At 31.2% G+C, this 20688-nt stretch carries 30 protein-coding genes and 1 pseudogene; 7 read left to right on the top strand and 24 right to left on the bottom strand.

Annotated elements, in window-relative coordinates; genetic code table 11:
• Positions 1-304 precede the first annotated feature (304 nt).
• The 3 genes from FYJ33_RS10965 to FYJ33_RS10955 all read right to left on the bottom strand — a co-directional run bounded on the left by FYJ33_RS10965 (position 305) and on the right by FYJ33_RS10955 (position 3633).
• Entirely contained in the window at positions 305-1627 is a 1323-nt protein-coding gene (locus FYJ33_RS10965) for an MFS transporter (RefSeq protein WP_154531782.1), read from the bottom strand.
• 191 nt (positions 1628-1818) lie between these two features.
• Positions 1819-2829, bottom strand: a complete 1011-nt coding sequence (locus FYJ33_RS10960; RefSeq protein ID WP_154531781.1) for an Rpn family recombination-promoting nuclease/putative transposase — start codon at positions 2827-2829, stop codon at positions 1819-1821.
• A gap of 528 nt (positions 2830-3357) precedes the next feature.
• The gene (locus tag FYJ33_RS10955; protein WP_206046673.1) at positions 3358-3633 is read right to left on the bottom strand and encodes a hypothetical protein; all 276 of its coding nucleotides are present in this window, start codon (positions 3631-3633) and stop codon (positions 3358-3360) included.
• A gap of 63 nt (positions 3634-3696) precedes the next feature.
• On the opposite strand from FYJ33_RS10955, the gene FYJ33_RS10950 reads away from it, so the two are divergent.
• The 4 genes and pseudogenes from FYJ33_RS10950 to FYJ33_RS10940 all read left to right on the top strand — a co-directional run bounded on the left by FYJ33_RS10950 (position 3697) and on the right by FYJ33_RS10940 (position 4535).
• Positions 3697-3900, top strand: a complete 204-nt coding sequence (locus FYJ33_RS10950) for a hypothetical protein (protein WP_154531779.1) — start codon at positions 3697-3699, stop codon at positions 3898-3900.
• Positions 3885-3935, top strand: a pseudogene (locus tag FYJ33_RS17005) (hypothetical protein); the annotation flags it as partial. The gene FYJ33_RS10950 and the pseudogene FYJ33_RS17005, both read left to right, overlap by 16 nt.
• Before the next feature lie 51 nt (positions 3936-3986).
• On the top strand, positions 3987-4256 hold the full coding sequence (locus FYJ33_RS10945; RefSeq protein ID WP_154531778.1) for an ATP-binding protein: 270 nt from the start codon (positions 3987-3989) through the stop codon (positions 4254-4256).
• 6 nt (positions 4257-4262) lie between these two features.
• Positions 4263-4535 (top strand): winged helix-turn-helix domain-containing protein, encoded by a 273-nt coding sequence (locus FYJ33_RS10940; RefSeq protein ID WP_154531777.1) that lies wholly within the window; start codon positions 4263-4265, stop codon positions 4533-4535.
• Positions 4536-4545: 10 nt separating this feature from the next.
• Here the strand turns inward: FYJ33_RS10940 and FYJ33_RS10935 are convergent, their stop codons facing one another.
• The 6 genes from FYJ33_RS10935 to rpsN all read right to left on the bottom strand — a co-directional run bounded on the left by FYJ33_RS10935 (position 4546) and on the right by rpsN (position 9561).
• Complete coding sequence (locus FYJ33_RS10935; protein ID WP_154531776.1) at positions 4546-5541, bottom strand: GH25 family lysozyme; 996 nt, start codon at positions 5539-5541, stop codon at positions 4546-4548.
• A gap of 86 nt (positions 5542-5627) precedes the next feature.
• Entirely contained in the window at positions 5628-7301 is a 1674-nt protein-coding gene (locus FYJ33_RS10930) for a molecular chaperone HscC (RefSeq protein ID WP_154531775.1), read from the bottom strand.
• Positions 7244-8785 carry a tetratricopeptide repeat protein gene (locus tag FYJ33_RS10925; protein WP_206046672.1) on the bottom strand — a complete coding sequence of 514 codons (1542 nt, stop codon included), beginning with the start codon at positions 8783-8785 and terminating at the stop codon, positions 7244-7246. Before FYJ33_RS10925 ends, FYJ33_RS10930 begins: the two co-directional genes overlap by 58 nt.
• Before the next feature lies 1 nt (position 8786).
• Positions 8787-8954: a J domain-containing protein gene (locus tag FYJ33_RS10920; protein WP_154531773.1), complete on the bottom strand. Its 168-nt coding sequence runs from the start codon at positions 8952-8954 to the stop codon at positions 8787-8789.
• A 161-nt stretch (positions 8955-9115) separates the two neighbouring features.
• Positions 9116-9265 carry a 50S ribosomal protein L33 gene (gene rpmG / locus FYJ33_RS10915; protein WP_154531772.1) on the bottom strand — a complete coding sequence of 50 codons (150 nt, stop codon included), beginning with the start codon at positions 9263-9265 and terminating at the stop codon, positions 9116-9118.
• Between the two features lie 26 nt (positions 9266-9291).
• Positions 9292-9561, bottom strand: a complete 270-nt coding sequence (gene rpsN, locus FYJ33_RS10910) for a 30S ribosomal protein S14 (RefSeq protein ID WP_154531771.1) — start codon at positions 9559-9561, stop codon at positions 9292-9294.
• 262 nt (positions 9562-9823) lie between these two features.
• Here rpsN and FYJ33_RS10905 point away from each other — a divergent pair, with 262 nt between their 5' ends.
• Positions 9824-10150: a hypothetical protein gene (locus tag FYJ33_RS10905; RefSeq protein ID WP_154531770.1), complete on the top strand. Its 327-nt coding sequence runs from the start codon at positions 9824-9826 to the stop codon at positions 10148-10150.
• 188 nt (positions 10151-10338) lie between these two features.
• Here the strand turns inward: FYJ33_RS10905 and FYJ33_RS10900 are convergent, their stop codons facing one another.
• The 8 genes from FYJ33_RS10900 to FYJ33_RS10870 all read right to left on the bottom strand — a co-directional run bounded on the left by FYJ33_RS10900 (position 10339) and on the right by FYJ33_RS10870 (position 15201).
• Entirely contained in the window at positions 10339-11856 is a 1518-nt protein-coding gene (locus tag FYJ33_RS10900) for a hypothetical protein (RefSeq protein ID WP_154531769.1), read from the bottom strand.
• Positions 11857-12594: 738 nt separating this feature from the next.
• On the bottom strand, positions 12595-12855 hold the full coding sequence (locus FYJ33_RS16400; RefSeq protein WP_235900831.1) for a hypothetical protein: 261 nt from the start codon (positions 12853-12855) through the stop codon (positions 12595-12597).
• On the bottom strand, positions 12797-12952 hold the full coding sequence (locus FYJ33_RS16395; RefSeq protein ID WP_235900832.1) for a DUF4261 domain-containing protein: 156 nt from the start codon (positions 12950-12952) through the stop codon (positions 12797-12799). Before FYJ33_RS16395 ends, FYJ33_RS16400 begins: the two co-directional genes overlap by 59 nt.
• Before the next feature lie 14 nt (positions 12953-12966).
• Complete coding sequence (locus tag FYJ33_RS16390; RefSeq protein ID WP_235900830.1) at positions 12967-13179, bottom strand: hypothetical protein; 213 nt, start codon at positions 13177-13179, stop codon at positions 12967-12969.
• Positions 13180-13262: 83 nt separating this feature from the next.
• Entirely contained in the window at positions 13263-13514 is a 252-nt protein-coding gene (locus tag FYJ33_RS10885; protein ID WP_328598688.1) for a DUF2442 domain-containing protein, read from the bottom strand.
• 11 nt (positions 13515-13525) lie between these two features.
• Positions 13526-13792 carry a DUF4160 domain-containing protein gene (locus FYJ33_RS10880; protein ID WP_154531768.1) on the bottom strand — a complete coding sequence of 89 codons (267 nt, stop codon included), beginning with the start codon at positions 13790-13792 and terminating at the stop codon, positions 13526-13528.
• Positions 13793-14009: 217 nt separating this feature from the next.
• On the bottom strand, positions 14010-14318 hold the full coding sequence (locus tag FYJ33_RS10875) for a hypothetical protein (RefSeq protein ID WP_154531767.1): 309 nt from the start codon (positions 14316-14318) through the stop codon (positions 14010-14012).
• A 172-nt stretch (positions 14319-14490) separates the two neighbouring features.
• A complete protein-coding gene (locus tag FYJ33_RS10870; RefSeq protein WP_154531766.1) occupies positions 14491-15201 on the bottom strand; it encodes an Rpn family recombination-promoting nuclease/putative transposase in 711 nt (236 codons plus the stop codon).
• Positions 15202-15514: 313 nt separating this feature from the next.
• On the opposite strand from FYJ33_RS10870, the gene FYJ33_RS10865 reads away from it, so the two are divergent.
• Positions 15515-15712: a YvrJ family protein gene (locus FYJ33_RS10865; protein WP_154531765.1), complete on the top strand. Its 198-nt coding sequence runs from the start codon at positions 15515-15517 to the stop codon at positions 15710-15712.
• Between the two features lie 231 nt (positions 15713-15943).
• On the opposite strand, the gene FYJ33_RS10860 is transcribed toward FYJ33_RS10865, so the two are convergent.
• From FYJ33_RS10860 to FYJ33_RS10845, 4 genes are all read right to left on the bottom strand, one after another.
• Positions 15944-16207, bottom strand: a complete 264-nt coding sequence (locus FYJ33_RS10860) for a nucleoside triphosphate pyrophosphohydrolase family protein (RefSeq protein ID WP_154531764.1) — start codon at positions 16205-16207, stop codon at positions 15944-15946.
• 234 nt (positions 16208-16441) lie between these two features.
• Positions 16442-17608 (bottom strand): ABC transporter permease subunit, encoded by a 1167-nt coding sequence (locus tag FYJ33_RS10855; protein WP_154531763.1) that lies wholly within the window; start codon positions 17606-17608, stop codon positions 16442-16444.
• The gene (locus FYJ33_RS10850; RefSeq protein WP_154531762.1) at positions 17601-18509 is read right to left on the bottom strand and encodes an ABC transporter ATP-binding protein; all 909 of its coding nucleotides are present in this window, start codon (positions 18507-18509) and stop codon (positions 17601-17603) included. The genes FYJ33_RS10855 and FYJ33_RS10850 overlap by 8 nt, the downstream gene beginning before the upstream one ends.
• 51 nt (positions 18510-18560) lie before the next feature.
• Positions 18561-18863, bottom strand: a complete 303-nt coding sequence (locus tag FYJ33_RS10845; protein ID WP_154531761.1) for a hypothetical protein — start codon at positions 18861-18863, stop codon at positions 18561-18563.
• A gap of 478 nt (positions 18864-19341) precedes the next feature.
• Here FYJ33_RS10845 and FYJ33_RS10840 point away from each other — a divergent pair, with 478 nt between their 5' ends.
• Entirely contained in the window at positions 19342-19524 is a 183-nt protein-coding gene (locus FYJ33_RS10840; protein ID WP_154531760.1) for a YvrJ family protein, read from the top strand.
• Here FYJ33_RS10840 and FYJ33_RS17000 read toward each other — a convergent pair.
• The 3 genes from FYJ33_RS17000 to FYJ33_RS10830 are packed head-to-tail and all read right to left on the bottom strand — an operon-like array spanning position 19492 to position 20204.
• Positions 19492-19773, bottom strand: coding sequence for a DUF1848 family protein (locus FYJ33_RS17000; protein ID WP_407928910.1), 282 nt, complete (start codon positions 19771-19773; stop codon positions 19492-19494). The genes FYJ33_RS10840 and FYJ33_RS17000 overlap by 33 nt on opposite strands.
• 1 nt (position 19774) lies before the next feature.
• Positions 19775-20071: a DUF1848 family protein gene (locus tag FYJ33_RS16995; protein WP_407928909.1), complete on the bottom strand. Its 297-nt coding sequence runs from the start codon at positions 20069-20071 to the stop codon at positions 19775-19777.
• Positions 20061-20204 (bottom strand): hypothetical protein, encoded by a 144-nt coding sequence (locus tag FYJ33_RS10830; RefSeq protein ID WP_154531759.1) that lies wholly within the window; start codon positions 20202-20204, stop codon positions 20061-20063. The genes FYJ33_RS16995 and FYJ33_RS10830 overlap by 11 nt, the downstream gene beginning before the upstream one ends.
• Between the last annotated feature and the right edge of the window lie 484 nt (positions 20205-20688).

Here is a 20688-nt window from a genome sequence, read left to right as displayed (position 1 = left end):
ATCTACATTTTTAAAACCAACCTCAAACTAATTTATTACTTATAAAAAGAATGAAAAAAGCAGGTCACAAGTTGTGAATTTTGACCTGTGACCTATTTTTGTTGTTTAGAAAAGTGCATTGAAAAAGGTAAAATTTTAATGCAGCAAAGTACTGAAAACAAAGGATTTACTTGCGAATTTTAAAAAATGGTATAATGCACTTCCATCCTTTAGTAATCCTAGGGTTGCAAGACATATGGAGAAACGACTTGGAGCGACAACAGGGAACGAGGTCGGCTTCGGAATATGTTTTGCAACCCCTTTTTTATTTTGCTACTGCTTCTCCTTTGCTACATTCCATCTTATATCCTTCTTCAGTATCTTCCTGACTTTCAGTGATGTCTGTCATCAGTTTTCCTATGATTACAAATACCTTGTTTGAGTATAATGCAAGTACTACTCCAACAAATGTTGCAAAGGCAAATAATATCTGAGGAGAATCTGCAAGCTTCTGGAAAGCTACTCCATAAGCAGCCTGACCTAGTGGTGCTCCACACATTGATATACACATTGCACATGAAATTACTTTTCCTAATAGATTGTTAGGTGTAAGAATCTGAAGACATGCCATAAGCTGTATTGAGAACAATGTTGATAGCATCATCATTACAAAAGAACTTGCTATGATTACAATATATGAAACCATGCCTGATAAATTCATTGATAAAGCTGCTGCTATAGGCAACATACTAAGGCAGCATAAAACAAGAAGTATACTGCAGTTTTTTATTTTCATTTTCTTCGCAAATACGCCGCCAATAATTCCACCAGCCAAGCTTCCTGCGCCCATTGCTCCTTCAACATATCCATACAATGTATTTGCTGTATCTGCGCTAAAACCAAGCTTTTGTGTAACGATAACAGGAAGACCTACCATTGCACATGCTGAAAGTGCAATATTTACAACAGTAAGAATTAAACATACCTTAAAGATTTCAGGTCTGTCTTTTAACATAAACTTAAAGCTTTCCTTCATATCTGATTTAACAATATCAAACACACAATCTTTACTTTCTGGTTTATTAAAAGGTATAACAATAAATATTTCCATAACTGCTGAAATTACAAAGCAAACAACTGAAACTAATAATATAGGCTTTATTCCAAAGAATCCAAAAAGCATACCACCAATAACTGGCCCTACTAACTGTGAAAGTGAACTTACTATATTAATCATTGAATTAGCCTGCATTATTCCCTCTTCATCTACAAGCAGTGGTATACTTGCCTGAACTGCTGGTTGATATGCTCCCTGAATAGCATACAAAATGCTAAGTGCAGCTAAAAGAAGAATTACGATATTAAATCTTCCTAGAAGTAACATTACACCTAATGTTAGAAATGCAGTAGTAAAATCTAAAATTACCATTATATTTTTCTTGTTCACTCTGTCTGCAATTATTCCTCCAATAGGTGTTGCAAGTATCATCGGTATAAAAGCACATGCCTGAACAATTCCATATAATGAAGCTGACTTTGTCTCATTCAAAAGATAAAGTGGCAAAGCAAAACGTAAAATTGTATTTCCAAACAAGGAAATTATCTGCCCTATTAAAACCATAACAAAATTTCTATTAAATACTTTCATAATAAAAAACTCCTTCTCTTTACTTGATGAGTTTATTATACAGTAAATTTTTTCTAACAAAATATATTTCCTGTAAGAAGTCAATTTCTCGAAGTAAGAAGTAAATTTATTAAAGTGAAATGTTTTTTATTTATAATAAAACATCATAAAAAAGGGTGAAATATTCTTCTAAAATACTTCACAGGCCTTAATTATTTCAACGAATTTTGTATTTCTTTTATTTGCTCCACACTTAATTTAGAGTACCTTATTATCTTTTCTATAGGTTCATTATCCTTTAGCATTTCCTTTGCCATTTCAACTTTGGCCTTTTCTATACCTTGTTCTATACCCTGTTCTATACCCTGTTCTATACCTTGTTCTATACCTTGTTCTATACCTTGTTTTCTTCCTTCAGCTTTTGCTTTTTCCTTCATTTCAGTAAGTATAAATGCATTGCTAGCAACCATAGTTTCTACCTCCTCACGACTTGCACTTAAAATTTCTACAGCCTCTTCTGCTAAGCCCTCCTCAACTGAATTTTTAATCCAGTGTTTAAGTACCTGCATTTCTTTAGGTGTAAGCTTATCAAAAAATAAAACTATTGCTTTTATTCTATTTAAAAATTCCACAGGTGATACTTTCTGATCAAGCAGAAAAATAGCACTTGTAATTGATTTGGTCTCTATAAGCTCTTCCTTTGTATAATCATGATTAACATCAAAGATATCATAATTAAAATCAACAATATTGTGGCCAAAAATTTGTCCATTATATACAATATCACTGAATCTAGTAGGTACATCCCACTTATGCTGACCATTGTATAGTACAATTGGTACTACTGCAGGGATTTTTATATTTCTATCACTTTTTTTATGATTTGCATTCTTAGCATATTCCCTAAGTATCTCACTGATATAGAAAAATAATCTTAACGGCATCCTGTAATCAATAGTTGACTGAAACTCTAGCAGCACATAGAAGATCACTTCACCATCATTTATATTTGCACTATAAACTATATCTGATTCCTGCTCTTCATAATCTGATGCTATATAAGATTTGTTGATTAACGTTAAATCTTCTGTACTAAGCTCTTTGCTCCAAGGTGCATTTACCATTTCTTTTACAAGATCTAAAAATACTTGCTTATTTGAATACAAATCCTTATAACTTTTATCATGAATGTTATTTATATCTTTCTTTATATTATTATCCATAATCTTTTGGTACCTTCTTAATTTATCTTTAGTATAATTCTTACCTAATATTATATATTATAAACATCCTTACAATCTATATTTTTTTTAACATTCTATTAATTATATATAAAAAGACATATTACAGTTGTCATCTAACCGTGATATGCCTTATAATTAATGATATCACTATATACATGACATCAAGCCACAAAATTATTACAAAAAAAACAACAGTTTGTAACCTTATAATACAAACTGCTAATACTTTATTATCATAATACCTTATTCTTTCTAAATAAGAAACTCTTTAATTTCATTGGTAAGCTTGAAGTTGACAAAGCTTAGAGGTTTGGAGGTAAAACCTCCATTTAGAAACTCCCAAAGAGTTTCATCCTAACTTGTGACCTATTACCTATGACTTGTGACCTACTAATTATCCTAGTTGTTGCAGCTTAACACATAAGCTGGTGGTATATTCGCTAGAGTCCTTTTTGTACTTACTGATGGAAAGAACTTTTTAAAAAGCTTTTTCTTGACCATTGAATATTAGAAAGTTATGAACTTGCCGTGATCTTTTAACACGTCTGCTGTATTTTTAAGAATCTTTTCTGAAACCTCTTTAGGCAGTGATATAAAGGGTAGACCTGAAACGATGTAATCAACTCTCTTTATGTTATACTTCTTAATCACTTCTTTTATATTCTCAGCGCTTTCATTTAAAATAATTACGTTCTTTTTATGACCATATAAATTAACAAGTATCTCGTAAAATTCCTTATTTATTTCAAAAAGAATTTTCCAAAGTATATATTTACTTTTCACTACTATTATACTAATTATAGAATATTGTAACAAAAAATGGCAGAATGTTTTAGGAGGTGCAACATGAAATTACCTTTATTTCGCAAAATAAGAAAAAGCCTTAAGATAAAACTCAGCTTATGGATAGCACTATCACTGCTGATAAGCGCATATATAGGTATACTCATTTCAAATGTTTTAAAACCTATAAATGGTGTAAATGTAAGACATGTAGATTATGATAAAGACAAATATGAAACCCAGCAGAATATATCTCTTCTTCCATAAAAGAGATTTCAAAAGGCAACTTAGATTATGACTTAAAACTGCAGGGCAAGGACGAATTAGCAACAGTTTCTTCAGAAATCAACAATATGGAGAAAAATCTTAATAATATGACTTTGAAAAAAGATATGAATGGAGCTTTAATATCCTTTAGAAATAAATGTGACAACCTGACTGAAGATGATGTTGAGCACATTTTTGACAGATTCTATAGAGGTGACAAAGCCAGAAACAGCTCTGTTGAAGGCAGTGGCATAGGTTTATCTATTGTAAAAAGTATAATAGAACTTCATAACAGCAGTATCTGGGCTGAACTTCATGACGGTGAAATTTGGTTCATAATGAGGCTAAGGGGGTAAAATTTTATGGATAAGAAAACTGTTTTAATTGTGGATGATGAAAAAGATATACGCCTTACCCCTACAGAATTCAAAATACTAAATCTTCTTATGGTAAACAAAGGCATGGTCTTCTCAACTGAGAAAATCTACGATAAGATATGGGGCGAAGAAGACTTCGATGTCAACAACACAGTTATGGTACATATCAGAAACCTTAGGGACAAAATCGAAAGTAATAATAAAAAACCCCAGTACATCAAAACAGTCTGGGGCGTTGGGTACAAGTTTGGGGAATAAAGTATACTAATTATATTACTCTGCAATACTTTTTAGCTACAAATCCACCATGTTCTCCATAATAAACGCTGTACCAGTCTTCAGTTGAATATAATAAATTTGCCCTCATAAAATGAGTTTTGTAAACTACTCCTAGTATGGCAGAATTAGTAGTTGGTTTTTCGCGCACATTTAACGCATTAGCTGTTATTTCAATCTGTATTATGCCTGAACTCTCTGAATTATTTGAATTATTATTTGATAATGAAACATACTGTTTGCTCACAAAACCACCATGCTGTCCATAGTATATGGAATACCATGATGTTGTACTATATAGACTGCTTATTCTTACATTAGTACCTTTTGTAAGCTGTCCTATTACTGGATAATTCATGCCAGCACCATCTCTTACATTTAGTACGCTTGCAGTCACAATTCCATTACTAATTGTATCAGTCTCTGTTCTTTGATCTGTAGGTGTTTCTTTCTTAATCAAAATATCACCATACCATTCGCTTAAATCTGTCCTTCCATTTATTCCACTGTCTGTATACTGCCATCCAACCATATTATTATCTCTCATAGATGGTTTTGACTGTCCATAAGCTGCGACCCATATTTTGTAGCCATTAGTATTAATATACTGACGATAATAATATAAACCAGTGTAGATAATAGCCCTGTCTTTTCCTCCAAGACGCTGAATAAATCGTTCTGTAAAGTCAGTAGGATTTGACATATTTGTTTCTATATCAAGACATGGCATCAAATCCTGATCATACTTTTTTATCACACTATTAAAGAAGTCAGCCTGAATTTCAGCAGAACTATTATCATTACAGTAATGATAAAATCCTACCTTAAACCCATTCTTTTTAGCCATAGTATATTGAGCATCCATCTCTGGATTAATATAAGATTTTCCTTCTGTCGCTTTTATATAGCAGTATTCAAATCCCTGTGCCTTCGCACTGGCATAATTAAACCCTGCATTATGAGAACTCACATCAATACCTTTTATCATTATATAATCGCCTCCTACAAAAAAATATGCACAAACTTAATATATTGTGACTATTTAAGGTAATTTATTTAATATGTTTAACTACGTCAATACGAAGGAGCAGATCTCTCTTTTACTTCTTTATATGCTTGTTCTATAAGAACTCTGTCCTGTGTATCTAAGATATCTTCAAATTTTCTAAGGCAGGAGTCGATTTCTTCTCTCCTCTGTCCTACACTTTCTTCATAAAGGCGTTCGCCTCTTGCAAGAAGCAGTTTATTTTCTTCTCTGTCTCTTGGGTGAATCTTCAGCTCGCTTAACTCTTTAAGCCTGTTTTCCACCTCTTCATCAGTCATGCTGCCTTTATTTTTCTGAATCACAATACGCTTCTTGTCACCAGTTGAAACAACAGTTACTTCTACCTCTAAGATTGAATTTATATCATAAGTATATGTAACATCAATTGCTTCTTCTCCTGCTGGTTTCTTTGGCACATCAACAGTAAGCTCACCAAGCAGAAGATTGTTTTTAGCAAACCTGCTTTCACCCTGTAGAATCTCCACATTAATCTTGCTCTGATTATCATAAAGAGTATAAAGCCTTTCAGTTCTGCTTACAGGAATAACTGTATTTCTATCAATGATTGGAAAGAAGTGACCTGATTCATAATAATCATTCTGTCTCTTAACTGAAACATTAGTTCCAAGAGTATATGGACAGACATCTGTCAGAACAATCTCCTTAATAAGCTGATTACGCTCCTTCATTGCTGCCTGTACAGATGCACCAAGAGCAACAGCTTCATCTGGATTTATATTAGTATTTGGCAGTCTTCCAAACAGCTTGGCCACAAAGCTTCTAACTATAGGCAGTTTAGTTGCTCCACCTACAAGAATTATTTCATCAATATCTTTTACCTTGATTGAAGCATCCTTAAGAGCTCTTTCTATTGGTTTTCTTATTCTCATAAGTAGCATCTCGCATGACTTTTCATAATCATCAAGATTGATTTCTTCTTCAATAACTTTATCATCAATCTTGCACTTCATAGTAACGCTTTTATTTTCAAAGAAGTTTTTCTTAGTAGCCTCTGCCTGTTTTTTTACAAGAGCAGCAGCCTTATTATCAGATTCAGCAAATTCAAGCTTATTATTATTAATAAAAAGATTTGCTAAAACATCGGTAAAATCTTCGCCGCCTAAGAAGTTATCTCCGGCGACAGCTCTTACCTCCATAATATTTTTATATAACTCAAGGATTGAAACATCAAAAGTTCCACCACCAAGGTCAAACACTAAAAACTTAGTGTTTAACTTTCTGTGGTGAAGTCCATATGCTATGGCAGCAGCTGTTGGCTTATTAATCATTCTTTCAACTTTAAGACCTGCAAGCTTGCCAGCTCGCACAGTAGCTTTTCTCTGCTCATCATTAAAGTAAGCAGGCACACTGATTACTGCCTCTTCTACAGGTTGTCCCAAATATTTTTCAGCATCTTCCTTTAATGAGCGAAGAACAAAAGATGACAGCTCTTCTGCAAGAAACTCTTTTTTACCTAAAGTGAATTTCTTTTCAGTACCCATGCTTCTTTTGAAAACTCCTGCACTTAATTCAGGATGAGTTATCATTCTCTCCTTAGCAATTTTTCCAACATATATTTCTTCAGTTTCCTCATCTATGCTCACAACAGAGGGAGTTAAATTTTCACCAAGTCTGTTGGGGATTATTACTGCTCCATCCTCTGTAAAATAAGACACAAGACTATTAGTAGTTCCTTGCTGCATTTAGCCATTTCAGTATAATGAGATGCATCTGGATATTTTATATTTTTATAAAGATCTAATGCTTTTTGATAATTTTCCTTTGCTTTAACTGCATTATGCAATTCTTTATAAGCTTCACCCATCTTTACATAAGTATATGCATGTTCATCAAATTCAAGCTGCTTTTTATAAAATTTAATTGCTGTCTTATATTTCTTCTTCTTATAATACGCAATACCTATCTTTCTGTATTCGTAACGATGTTCTGGTTCTAACTTTATCGCCATCTTGTACCACTTTATCGCTTCATTATAATCTTTAATATCATCCTTATATATGTCACCTATATTATCATACACATCAACAGGATCAATGCCTTCAACATCAAGACACTCTAAATAAATATCTATGGCATCCTGATATTTATCCATCAGAACATAGACTCCTGCTTTTTTATCGTATAAATCAAAATCTCCTCCAAAAATTTCTAATTCTTTATCATAATACTTTATAGCCTCTTCATATTTCTTAAGCCTTCTGTAGCACCTGGCTATATTGTTAAAGAATACCTTATAAGGCTCATTTCCCATATTATCTATTGCTTTTTTGAAGTATTTAACAGCAGTTTCATAAACCTGAAGTGCATTATCACTTTCCCCATGTCTATTGTAAAGCTTCATCTGCAGCAGATAACATTCTGGATTATAAGGATAAATATTCTGTGCTCTTATGGCATCATCTAAAGCATCACCATCATAGCCAAGCTCTAATAATACCTTACATTTATTTATATAAAGGGAATAAAAATTACCATCAATCTCTAATCCTCTTTCCAATATGTTTAGACTCTCTTCATATCTACCAGTTAACAAAAGAACATTACCCTTAGAATTTAATACATCTACATCATCTTCGTTTATGGCTAATGCTTTATCATAATATTCTAAAGCTTCATCATATCTTTCAAGTTTTTTATACTGGTTTCCAATCTCACTGTAAAGATAATTTAAGTTATAATCTCTATCTTCGTTCTCATCAGTTTCTTTTTCCAGTTTATCACTCCACTGTTTAAAATACTCGATAGATTTTTCATACTGCTTTAAACCTGCATAAGTCTTGCCAAGCAGCTCACAATACTGGTTTTCATTTTCTTCCTCAACAGTCATGCCCTCAGTAAGATCAATTATTTCCTGATAGCGGAAGTTCTCAAAAAGACACCAAGCCCTCTTAAAAATACTTATAGTGTCATGCTTGTCTTCCTGCTTATAATATTCTATAAGCTTTTCGTTAACATTCATAATCTGATTTCTTACATAATTGTCGTATGCATTTCTTCTAATAAGAGCAATATATAACTCTTTAGCTTCTTCTAGCTTGTCCATGTATAAGCAGCAGTCTGCAACTCCAATTGATGAATTATAATCATCAGGATTTATTTCAAGCACTTCTTTATAAAGCTTTTCTGCTTCTTCCAGCCTATCTTTTTCATCTGAAAGAAATCTCATTTTAAGTGTTTCCTGATAAGGATGATTTATATGTAAAGCAAAAAGCTTCTTTAAATCCTTCCTCATCATCTTCAGGATTAATCTGTGACAACTTTTCCATGTATGCTTCCTTTATTGCCATCTTGTCCTTAGTAGGCCTTATGCCCAGTACTCTCCAATAATTCATCATCCAACCTCACTTCTTCTTTTTAACTGAATAACCATAAAATCAACATATTATACAATTATAACAAATATTACAGAATAAATTAATACGATTTTACTATATAAAAAGGCAGGCTATACTATAAATCACTTATAATATAGCCTGCCTTTTGACTTTTTCTAATACTACTTAGTCTCACGATGAATAGTGTATTTTCTTAAACGTGGACAATATTTTTTAAGTTCTATCCTTTCTGGATGAAGTTTCTTGTTTTTTGTCATTGTGTAATTCCTGTCATGACACTCAGTACATTCTAATGTTATTATTTCCCTCATTTTAATAATCTCCTATATCTTTATTATTACCAGCTTGCTTTTTTGCAGCCAGGTATTTCCCCTTTATAAGCCATTTCTCTGAATACAATTCTTGAAACTTTATATTTTCTAAGGTAACCATGTGGTCTTCCTGTTACAGAACATCTATTATGAATTCTTACTGGAGATGAATCTCTTGGAAGCTTTCTAAGCCCTTCATAATCTCCTGCTTCTTTTAACTTTTTTCTGATTTCCGCATATCTCTTAACAGTTTCAAGTTGTTTCTGATGTTTTATTATTTTTGATTTTTTTGCCATATGTCCTCCTTAAAGTTTGCAAATGATTTGCATTTGCTTTTTATAAGTAAAATATTATCACTTTATTTTTTATTGTCAATACCGTCTTTAGATGAAAAATAAAATATAATTATAAAAATTCTACGAACTACTCATAAAAATTAAATATTTCTTCAAACCTTACGAAAATAAAATGAATACTGTGTGTATTTTTTATGGAGTACATTTATCTCTTTCAAGTTATTTTTAATATAAAAATCATTCTTTACAAGGGGAGATACATATGGACGACATTAATAAAATAATGCAGTGTCCTGAGATCAAAAAGCCAAATAAACCAATAAGAAAATCAGCTATTAATTCAGCAGGAGAATTTTTTAATATACTGTTTAAATCATTTATTCTGCCAGGGAGCGTTTACGGTATATGGCTTTGCTACATTGCTTTTAAGCCTGCTCGTACTACAAAATCGCTGTTTATATTTTATAGTGTGATGACTTTAGCAGCCACTGCTTTAATCACGTTTATTAAAATAGCTAAGAAATCAACTGAAATTTCACATTCATATATTGAAGCTTTAGAACAGTACGAGAAGGACCTAGAAAAATAGGAAGAGGATGTATTAAAAGAAGAAATCAGGATTAAAGAGCTTGAAGAAAAGAAGTACATATTCAAACAAGACAATGAGAAAATGAGTTAGAAATTCAGTTTAAAACAGCAAAAAAGACACGCTTTAATATTATATAGCGTGTCCTTTTTATTTACTTATCTAATGGACAAGTGATTTCAAACAGTTTATTATTTTTTTTCTTCCAGCAGACCTTTTGTTCTAATGTGGATCACAAGTTCTTCCAACATCATTTCTACTCTTCTTTTAAACAAGAACAGACTGTCATCATAATTTACTTTACGATGGTTGTACATATAACGCTCAAATGCACATTTATCTGCTCTTAAAACCTCACAGCCATCAAATGGATTTGCAGTTCCAATATAAAGCTCCCCTTCTGAGCCTTCCATTAGGATACGTCCACCATAATTATTGCTTGTGGTAATTCCAGATAAACTCAAAGGCTCAAATTTTATGCCATCCTTTGAAACATAAAGATCAAATCCCTTTGGATAATGAAATTTCTTAAACAATGACAAGATAGTATCATATATCTTTATTAAAAGTTTATAGACATCTTCATCAAATCTATCTATAATAATTTCCTTGTTAAGCAGAACTATATCTCTTAAATTCTCAATATTTGTACCATGGTCGAATGTTGCAGCAAGAAGATTGCCATTATACTCCATCACCTGCCATATATAAACATTAAATGGATTGAAGAAACCTGAACCATAACCTGATAAAGCTTTATTTCTGCGACCAGTTGAAGGTTTTGAAGGAATTATTGGTAAACCTCCTACTACTAACTCCCATCTATCAAGTTTATCTATTCTAATCATATCTGCACCAAATGGTACAAGCAGAGTAAGTGGGAATTTCTTAGTTGCAGTTACATACAAATAATCTTTATATACTCCTACAGCCATAGCATTATCATTCAGTGCATCGCCAAATCCCTTATCAGCAACTAGTGTCCAGTCATTTTTCTTTGGATAGCCTGAATTTGATCTCCATACTTCAATTCCCTGGCTTGTACTTATACATACATAAAGTTTCTTATTAAAAACTACTATATTATTAATTCCTCCAATAGGATTCTTTTCAGGATCAATATCTGAATCTTCAGGATCAAACACAAGCTCAAAATCAAAAAATTCAGGATCTTTGCTCCTATATAGTAGAGGCATATTTCCACCTATAGCTTCATCAAGCACTGCTACATATAACATACCATTAAATGAAACCATTGACCTTGATGATGTGCCTTTTATATCTCCCCCTACCCTTGTCCAGTTGCTTCCATCTGTACTCTTTAAAATAGCTACACTACCCTGAAATGATAATGAGGCAGCATATAATGCCGGAGTTGAATTAGGCATTGCGTGAACAATCATGAACCTGAAGCCATTTATCTGTTCTTCAGTTTTAGCCTTGTAAACTCTCTGCCAAGGACGAGATCCATCCTTCTTATATCTCCATATTTCAGCATTATTATCTTGATTAGTTGTACTTATAAGAAGTGGAGCCTCAGCATCTGGTGATAATAATTTTGTTACTATCCATGGAACATTTCTGCCTGTACCAACATAAATATAATCTCCAAGTTCCGCCATACTCCATGCGTAATTATTCTGCTTTGCGTTAATTGGATTCTTGAAGTCAAATCCGTTTATTTTATTTAATTTCTCGAAAGTTGACATAATATCGCTCCTTTTCATTAGTTACTGTTTTATAGTATGACAAAAAGATTGGTAGTGACATAAGTATGTAGTGAAATTGCCTACGGCAGTGAAATTCGCTACGCGAGACTAATTGCCTTCGGCGGACGGATTGGGGGATGTGGTTGGATTGGGTGCAGTGGTGAGATTGAGGTTGGTGGTTGTATTGAGGTTGGGGGTGAAATTGCCTGTGGCAGTGAAATTCGCTGCGCGAGTAGGGGTTGCCTTCGGCGGGCGGATTTGGGTTGTGGTTGTATTGAGTGCGGTGGTGAGATTGAGGTTGTGGTTGAATTGGGGTTGGGGGTGAAATTGCCTGCAGCAGTGAAATTCGCTACGCGAGACTAATTGCCTTCGGCGGACGGATTGGGGGATGTGGTTGGATTGGGTGCAGTGGTGAGATTGAGGTTGGTGGTTGTATTGAGGTTAGGGGTGAAATTGCCTGTGGCAGTGAAATTCGCTGCGCGAGTAGGGGTTGCCTTCGGCGGGCGGATTTGGGTTGTGGTTGTATTGAAGTTGGTGATTGTATTAGTTTTGGTGGTTGAATTGCATTGGCAATGTAAGGGAGGAAATTAGTTTCGCTGTGCTTACTAATTTCAACAACCTACATACGTTATCTAAATTTTAAACTCGTGGACAAACTTCTTATATGTTTCATCAATTTTTATTGTATAAAACCCTGATCAATTTTTATCTGGTCGATATTAAGAAATCCATCTGCTTTTAGTGGATATATGGTTTTGCATCCTTCTGTAAGTACATAAAAAGCTCCAATTTTATGATTTTCATTATTCTGATATATGTTTGGAGATGCATAATAAATATCCTGACTCTGAATGTGATGAAGTCTACAAATCTTTCAAAGTTCTCTTTAAGTTCATCAACTGTAAAGTTTCTTTCTTCCTCAACGCAATACATTTCTACTTTACCAAGCTGTTTTGTAATTACTTCTGCAAGTCTTATGAAATCGTGAATTGTTATCATATATGTATGACAAAAGATTATAAGCATGATTTACTACCCAGTTAGGGTCAACACCATGGAAATGATACTGAACATCTGGAAGGTATAAAGTACTCATGCCAAGAGAGTCAACTAACATATCATCAGTTCCTTCAATATTGAAAAATCCCACATCTGACTTGTAGCAATATCATCAAGCTTTAATTTATCAGCTTTAATACAGTCCATCACCATAAGCTCTGGAGGCATTGAACCTTCCTTAAATTCCACTTTATATTTCTTTGGTGCAAAACCAGCTGCCTTGTTATCATGAGAGAAACAGTCCACTTCCCCTAAATGTTTCAAATTCTCAAAGGCAAGCTGTCACAATTGTGATTCGCTCTATAAATAAAAAGCAGAAACTCAATTTGAGTCCCTGCTTTTTTGTCCTATTGTTTTATAATACCATATGGAACACTATCTTCATATAACATTTCCGGATCCATATCAGCTTCATTTTCCCACACAATTGAATCATACGATATCTTCACAGAATTAAATAAAGACTTATCTTTTAGTTCTTTAAAAATACCCTTTTCTAAATAAGGTTTCATATCAAAAATTCTTTCTTCACCATTTTCGAACGTCAATAATAATTTATATCCATCTAAAGGCTTTACTTCTTTTACTGATAAATACACAAAAATCCCCCCTATTTTAATGGCTCTATCTTAAATGGAAGCTCACTATCCATGGCTAATCTCCAATTTGCTAATAATTCTTCATTGTGTAATTCAGCCCAAGCTAAAACAAGTCTTAATTGCTTCTTTGGTAGTTCTCCTTCAATTAGTTCACACGTATTTATATCAATGATTGCTTTATAATTACCATAGTATGCATGAAAATGTGAAGGTGCATGCTCTTTTGGTGCACAATACATTCTTATAATTATTCCATAAAACATACTTATTGTAGGCATTTAATCACTCCTCTTTTGTTTCTATTAAAATTATATCCTGTTATTTAATTTCTATAAACAATTTTTAATAAATTATTTAATATAAATTATAAAATTTATTATAATTTATATTAGTATAAAATGAGTGATAACGGTTCTTAACTAAAAATTAATAAAAAGAGTTTATCGTAAGCAGTCACATCTGCTAACAATAAACTCTATATTTATATAATTTAACTTATTTCTTCTTCTTTACCACTACTACCTTTGTGAAAAATGGCTCTAATAATTTAAGACAAGCATCATATAATAGATAACCTAAAACAAAATAATAAAACATTTTATTTGATTGTTTATATTGAATCAAGAATATAAGAAGCAACATAGGTAGTGCAAAAAGTGTAGGCATTAATAAATTATGCCTTTCTACCTTATGTAAACAACCGCATTTTTTACACTTTATTTCACCTTTATAATTTACAGAACTTAATGCTTTTAGCTTTTCTATATAACTAAATTCACATCCACACTTATGACAACTCTCCACAACAATCCCTCCGCTCAAAAATAATACAAATTATTCTAAATTCCCCCAAGAATTTAGGCTTATGTAAATAATTTCATTATAATTATACCACTTTTGCCACTTATAGTGAAACTCCCGCTGGGGAGTTTCATCTTTACCTGTGACCTATAAGTTTTGACCTATGACCTGATTTTTATAAATATTGTTTTAGTTGCTCTAAAGTATCAATATCTAAAATATTCTCTATAATTAATTTTAATTTTTCACTATTAAGATTCTGTATTTTATTATTCATTTCTATACTTATATTTCCAAATTTCTTATCTAGTAATTTTAATACTGTTTCAATATCTTTTAACCTTGAATTTTCTATCGCTTCTTTTATTCCCTCTTTTCTTCCCTCTTCTATACCTTTTTGAATTCCTTTTCTTTCAGCTTCATTTAATGCACTGACTTTATCTTTTAATATTTTAGCTCTCATTTCGTAAAGTTCTCTCTGTTTTTTATCAGCACTGATTTTTATAAGTTCATCTTTTGCCTCCCTTATTTCTTCAATGCTCATCTCCAAATTTCGTACCCTTTCACTTTCAGGATCTTTTAAAAATTCAGTCCATGCAACAAGCAGATCTTTTTCATCACACTTGTCATTTAATTCATTTTTCATCTGTATTTCAATATTTATGATTTCATTATTGCTAGTTTCTGCCTTAATATCAAGCCTTGAAAATTTATCCTCAATAAAAGCCTTTTCTACATCTGTATTCTTAATTTCAACTGCTGTTATTGGATGTGGATTTTTTAACACTGAATTTAAAAAAGATATCAATATCCTTTTGTTCTTTTCTGCTCCGAATATATTCTTAAAAATAAAATCTATTTTAGGATCAAGTAAACCTCTTATCATGGCATAACCTCGCTACATTTCTCAATTTTTATTCTAATTATAACCTATATTTAAAGGTTTTAAAATAATCCATATAAATATCAGCATAATTATGTAAATTCTGATAATAGAATTCATTTGTTAGGTAACAGGTATCAAGTCACAGGAAAGGTCATAATTAGGTTTCGCTACGCTTCCTAATTATTTAACTAAAAAATATTCAAGAAGCTGCCGTTAGAAAGTTTCATCGTTACCTGTAACCTTTGACCTATGACCTGCTTTTTATATGAATTATCTCCCTACAGCCATATATACAATGTAGGAGGTGATTAAAATGGATGTAAGCGAATTAATCAACTTAATAGTGAATAATGGTTTTCCTGTTGCTGTTGCAGCTTACCTGCTTATCCGTCTGGAAAAACAGATTAAGTCACTAGCAAGTTCAATAAACAAGCTAAATACCATCATATCAGCCAAACTTGGCGTTGCTATTGATAATGATCCAACTGATGAATCTGATAATGTAGCATAAAAAGGGTGAAAGACATATTTCGAAGCCGACCTCGTTCCCTACGGTCTCTTAAGGTTGTTTCTTCACATGTCTTTCACCCCTTGATGACTAAAGGACGAAATTACATTCTACCATTCTTTTACACAAACGTGTAAACCCTTTATTTACAACACTTTACGTCATTAATAAATTATGTTTTTGAATGCAATTTCCTTTACATTAAAAAAACAGGTGGCAAAGCGCCACCTATATTTAATATTTCTCCTGCTTTCTCTTTCTACCCTTGTCCCATTCTTCATCTAAATCGAAATTATTATCAGCCGCTATTTCAAGGATCAGATATAACATATCATATAACTGATGTCTTATCTTGTCCTCTTCACATTGATTAACTGCTTCTTTTAATAAATCAAACTCTTCATTTAACCAGTTCACTTTCTGAACATTATCACCATTATTAGAACCCATTTTAATTAAGAACTCTTTAACTTCATCCCTATAATTATTTAAAGACATATAATCACCTCTAAACCCCAATATCATAATGTGTTATTTTATAAATCAATTCTTAGACTCTATTAGCATTATGCATTCATAGTTTCTTCATATGCTTGCAACCCTTAGATTACTAAAGGATAAAATTGCATTGTACAATTTTTTGATTTAATATACTTATTTCTGATACACTGCTGGAATTATATAATTTCTATCAATAATATCTCATCACTCCTAATATTTAAAATCCATTATCTATTTCCTATTTTTACAATTTAAAAATGTTTGTTTATTAAAATATATAATAGTGCTAACAATTATAATTATTGAAAAAACACTTAACGTTAATATACCATGATAAAAATCTACATTATTATTAGAATACATTTTTGATGCGGTTCCCTGCAACACAGATGAGATATCAAAAAAAGCAAATGGATTAATTTCTGCAATACTATTAAGCATTCCTTTAGTAGTAATCATATACAGTGATACCGATATGATAATTGAAACTGCAATTGACATACTTGTATTTTTAAATAAAGCTGACATACCTACAGATAAGCTAACAATAAATATTATAATAAAAATAAACATTATCATTTCTAATATACTGAACTTTCCTATATTAATATATTGAATAACATTATCTTTAAAAAATTGTATAGGATACTCACCTGATCCAAATCCGTTAATAACACCTAGCATAACAAAAAGAACTGCTAGTAATAATAACAATATAATTGTTGATAAAATGATAGCAGCCAACAATTTACTAATAAGTATTTTTGCTTTACTTACTGGCTGCGTAAACAATAGTTTATAAGTATTATAATCAAATTCAGAAGAGACTACATCTGCACACCATATTATTATGATGATTGCAATTAATATTGAAAATGGACTACTTAAAAATAATCTGCAAAAATTAAAACTTTCCATGGACACATTGGTAAATATGGGGTTAATTTTCTTTTCTAAAAGTAATTTATTAATTTTTATTTTATTTTTCAATTCTTCAGGATTATCACTGGGAGATATTATTGTATTATTCTCTATTCCATCTAATGTATCCTTATCAATTTCAATCTTACATTTTAAATATTCACTAAAATCTTTACTAATATAAGCTTCCTTTTCTCTCTCATATATTTTTATTTCTTTTTCTTGTGTTGCTAAAGATATTTCAAGATTCTTGTTTCCTGGATATTCTTTTAAAAGATTCTTTGTTTCAGGAATTTCTTTATTTAAAGAGCTTATCCTATAATCTATTGACTCTATCTCACTCTTTTTATATGAATTTTCTAAATTACGGTTGATTGAAACAAAGCCAATAATCAATACTGCAAAAAGTACTAATGTAATTAAATTCTTCTTCCTATGAAAAAACTTTTTTATCTCAAAACTTATTAAATTATTCATCCTTACCCTCTCCTAGATAGATATCCTTATAAATTTCTTCTATACTATTATTGGATATCTCGATATTTTCATATTCAATACTATTCTTCATAAGTATTGACATTAATTTTGGGGTATTGTTTTTATTAACATATAGATATATTCTGTTATCCTCCGTAGTTATTTTCTTCAAAATATCTATATCTTTTATCTTTTCATATATAACATCTATATCTTTCACTGTTAGAATAATCGTTTGATTTTCTTTGTCTTTTTCAACTTTTTCATTTTCAATTAATTGTCCATCCTTAATAAACAGAACCCTTGTACACATTTTATCAATTTCAGTAAGTATATGAGATGAAATAAGTACACTCATTTTATTTTTCTTAGCTGACTCTGTAATTAATTTTCTTAATTCCATAACACCTTCAGGATCTAAGCCATTAGTAGGTTCATCAAGAATTAGAAGTTTAGGTTCCGTAAGTAGTGCTATCCCTAAAGATAATCTTTGCTTCATACCTAATGAATAAGTTCTTACTTTATTTTTTAGTGCATCACCAATATTAATAAATTCAATTATATTTTTCATCTTTTCAATTGATACATTATTTACTTTTCTTATAAAATTCAAATTGTCATAACCGCTCAGCATTTCATAAAATGATGGATTTTCTATTATACTTGAAAATGATGAAAGATATTTATTCCTATCATCATTTAATAGCGTTCCACAAACTTTTATAGTTCCAGAATCTTCAGGAACTAATCCTGCTATCATCTTCATAATAGTAGTTTTACCTGCACCGTTTGGTCCAATCAATCCTATTATCTCACCTTCAGCAATGGACAAATTGATATTTTTTAATATACTTTTTCCATCAAAACTTTTGCATATATCATTTACATCTAAAACGTTCATACTTCACCTCTAATAAGATTAATGGAGGGAAATCAAAAAAATTAGTGATTATTAGTAAGTTGTTATGCTTAATGTATGTTGTATTCTGCTATATATACCACCTAATCTATCTGTCCAACTAGTAATATTATTCTTGTGATTACTAGTTTTATATCCATGCAAATATCTAATTGTCTTATACTTTTCATTTGTATTATAATGTAATACTCCATAATTAGATGTTTGAGATATCTCGTCCCATTGATAACATATATTATCTACTCTTGCTGCGTGTACTGCCTTAGGTACAGACAAAATGCAAAAAGCAATCATAATTACTGCTACTATTTTAGTTATTTGTTTTGTTTTAGTCATATATCTCCCCCCCCTTTTATTCCCCCTCATTTACATAATATAACTAATTTTAAAAAAATGTCAATATGCAACTAAAATACATATAATTCACAAAACATTAAAATATTATTTATATTTCATTGTTAAATTACTACCTTTTACGTGTATTTTTTACCTTTAAAATATTAATACTATTATGTTCCTGAAGACTTTCCCCTGATTCAGGAACATAATTCATGTACTTAGATGCTTTTGTCAATAAGAAAGTATACCACCTCACTAACGAAAAAGTGTCCCACTTAAAATATAAAAATAATCTCTTATAACAATGTTTTCAAAATTACACCACATATTGTAAAACACAAAAAGGTTTTAATAATTTATTAACTGAAAATACGTTTTACTTTTTCTATTACAATTTCTTTATTAGCAGTACTATATACAAGCTGTAAATTTTTGCATTTGGTGGATTCTCTCATGGCTTCATGTCCATCACTCATTGCCTTTATTACAGCAACATCATCAACATATTTATGTGAATAATGGTTTTCCTGTTGCTGTTGCAGCTTACCTGCTTATCCGTCTGGAAAAACAGATTAAGTCACTAGCAAGTTCAATAAACAAGCTAAATACCATCATATCAGCCAACTTACTCAAACATATTCATCTGCTCAATACCTAATTTTTTCCCTTTAACAGATTTCATTTCTCTTACTGTAATCTTTGCATCATCTCTAACTTTTCCAATTAATAAAGGATAGTTTTTATCATGTTTTTTGTAATTTTCTTCAACTTGTTCATAATTAAAATTAGCATAGCAATATAAGCAATGATGTCTGCAAGTGTTATATTGACCTATATCAATACTTTTAACACAGCCACAAACTTCTCTCTGTGTGTCATCCTTTTTAGCATTAACCTCATATGCAATGTTATATAATTTCTATTTTTTTATGAACTCCACATTCTACGTCTTCCTTATAACCAGTTATTGTGAATTGGAAATAATACTTATAGTCTTTAAGCTCATCTAAATGATTTAACATGGGCTTAGCATTTTTTGTCCAGAACACAAAGCAGTCAACAGTTTCAGGAGATAATATAACTTTACTAACTTGCTTTGGATTCATAGGATTTTGCACATAAACAAATCCCTCTTTCAACCTATTAAAAAACCATTCACTATAAAACGCTGGAATGTCAGTCCTTCTACTTACGCTAACAATCATAATTTTCCTCTTGACGTAATTCATCATCTTTTCTGCTATTAAATAAATTATAGATATAATTTAGGACTATTTTCTCATGAATCTTTCCTTCAATCTTAAATAGCAATTCATTATCTTCATAATAATATCTCATATAATCACCAATTTCCAAAATAAATTTATTTGCTTAGTTAATTTAATGTCTATATTGATTTTATTATACCATATTATGTAATTTGTCTGAATTAGAATGAAAGATTTGAATTTAATATTGTAGCATAAAAAAATAGTTGGCAGTACACCATCTATTTTACTTTTTCTTTCTATATTCTATTTTCCACATACCCATGCATATATATTTCTGTACTGCTACTAATAAAGCCTCGATTCCTAGCTTCAATCAATGTATGATACATGTTACCCCTACCAACTACATTGAGCACTCACGGAAACTCCATAAGTCCCATGCTTACTCTTTTGATAAATTTATTTTTTTCTTAATTCCCCCAATTTTTTTAGCAAAATAACTTGACAAATCATTAGAAATTTGCGGCCACAATTCCTAGAAATACTTTTTAGGAGTTGTGTATTATGTTAAAAAATTGGAGATCTCATGCTGAATATCAGCAATTTATTAT

This window comes from Inconstantimicrobium porci (genome assembly GCF_009696465.1).
Lineage (GTDB): Bacteria > Bacillota > Clostridia > Clostridiales > Clostridiaceae > Inconstantimicrobium > Inconstantimicrobium porci.
The sequence above is the reverse complement of the archived record's forward strand: the minus strand, read 5'-3'. Positions and strand labels throughout refer to the sequence as shown.

What these genes read in the sequence shown, in the direction of transcription:
- FYJ33_RS10880 (WP_154531768.1), bottom strand. Translation starts at nt 13,792, where the DNA reads ATGCCTACAATAAGTATGTTTTATGGAATAATTATAAGAATGTATTGT.
- FYJ33_RS10920 (WP_154531773.1), bottom strand. Translation starts at nt 8,954, where the DNA reads ATGATGAATTATTGGAGAGTACTGGGCATAAGGCCTACTAAGGACAAG.
- FYJ33_RS10870 (WP_154531766.1), bottom strand. Translation starts at nt 15,201, where the DNA reads ATGATAAGAGGTTTACTTGATCCTAAAATAGATTTTATTTTTAAGAAT.
- FYJ33_RS10860 (WP_154531764.1), bottom strand. Translation starts at nt 16,207, where the DNA reads ATGTCTTTAAATAATTATAGGGATGAAGTTAAAGAGTTCTTAATTAAA.
- rpmG (WP_154531772.1), bottom strand. Translation starts at nt 9,265, where the DNA reads ATGAGGGAAATAATAACATTAGAATGTACTGAGTGTCATGACAGGAAT.
- FYJ33_RS10950 (WP_154531779.1), top strand. Translation starts at nt 3,697, where the DNA reads ATGAAATTACCTTTATTTCGCAAAATAAGAAAAAGCCTTAAGATAAAA.
- FYJ33_RS16995 (WP_407928909.1), bottom strand. Translation starts at nt 20,071, where the DNA reads ATGATTGTTAGCGTAAGTAGAAGGACTGACATTCCAGCGTTTTATAGT.
- FYJ33_RS16400 (WP_235900831.1), bottom strand. Translation starts at nt 12,855, where the DNA reads ATGATAACAATTCACGATTTCATAAGACTTGCAGAAGTAATTACAAAA.
- FYJ33_RS10965 (WP_154531782.1), bottom strand. Translation starts at nt 1,627, where the DNA reads ATGAAAGTATTTAATAGAAATTTTGTTATGGTTTTAATAGGGCAGATA.
- FYJ33_RS10830 (WP_154531759.1), bottom strand. Translation starts at nt 20,204, where the DNA reads ATGAGATATTATTATGAAGATAATGAATTGCTATTTAAGATTGAAGGA.
- FYJ33_RS10940 (WP_154531777.1), top strand. Translation starts at nt 4,263, where the DNA reads ATGGATAAGAAAACTGTTTTAATTGTGGATGATGAAAAAGATATACGC.
- FYJ33_RS10850 (WP_154531762.1), bottom strand. Translation starts at nt 18,509, where the DNA reads ATGAACGTTTTAGATGTAAATGATATATGCAAAAGTTTTGATGGAAAA.
- FYJ33_RS10925 (WP_206046672.1), bottom strand. Translation starts at nt 8,785, where the DNA reads ATGAGATTTCTTTCAGATGAAAAAGATAGGCTGGAAGAAGCAGAAAAG.
- FYJ33_RS10930 (WP_154531775.1), bottom strand. Translation starts at nt 7,301, where the DNA reads ATGCAGCAAGGAACTACTAATAGTCTTGTGTCTTATTTTACAGAGGAT.
- FYJ33_RS10960 (WP_154531781.1), bottom strand. Translation starts at nt 2,829, where the DNA reads ATGGATAATAATATAAAGAAAGATATAAATAACATTCATGATAAAAGT.
- FYJ33_RS10865 (WP_154531765.1), top strand. Translation starts at nt 15,515, where the DNA reads ATGGATGTAAGCGAATTAATCAACTTAATAGTGAATAATGGTTTTCCT.
- FYJ33_RS10845 (WP_154531761.1), bottom strand. Translation starts at nt 18,863, where the DNA reads ATGACTAAAACAAAACAAATAACTAAAATAGTAGCAGTAATTATGATT.
- FYJ33_RS10900 (WP_154531769.1), bottom strand. Translation starts at nt 11,856, where the DNA reads ATGTCAACTTTCGAGAAATTAAATAAAATAAACGGATTTGACTTCAAG.
- FYJ33_RS10945 (WP_154531778.1), top strand. Translation starts at nt 3,987, where the DNA reads ATGGAGAAAAATCTTAATAATATGACTTTGAAAAAAGATATGAATGGA.
- FYJ33_RS10935 (WP_154531776.1), bottom strand. Translation starts at nt 5,541, where the DNA reads ATGATAAAAGGTATTGATGTGAGTTCTCATAATGCAGGGTTTAATTAT.
- FYJ33_RS10855 (WP_154531763.1), bottom strand. Translation starts at nt 17,608, where the DNA reads ATGAATAATTTAATAAGTTTTGAGATAAAAAAGTTTTTTCATAGGAAG.
- FYJ33_RS10905 (WP_154531770.1), top strand. Translation starts at nt 9,824, where the DNA reads ATGGACGACATTAATAAAATAATGCAGTGTCCTGAGATCAAAAAGCCA.
- FYJ33_RS16395 (WP_235900832.1), bottom strand. Translation starts at nt 12,952, where the DNA reads ATGAGTACTTTATACCTTCCAGATGTTCAGTATCATTTCCATGGTGTT.
- rpsN (WP_154531771.1), bottom strand. Translation starts at nt 9,561, where the DNA reads ATGGCAAAAAAATCAAAAATAATAAAACATCAGAAACAACTTGAAACT.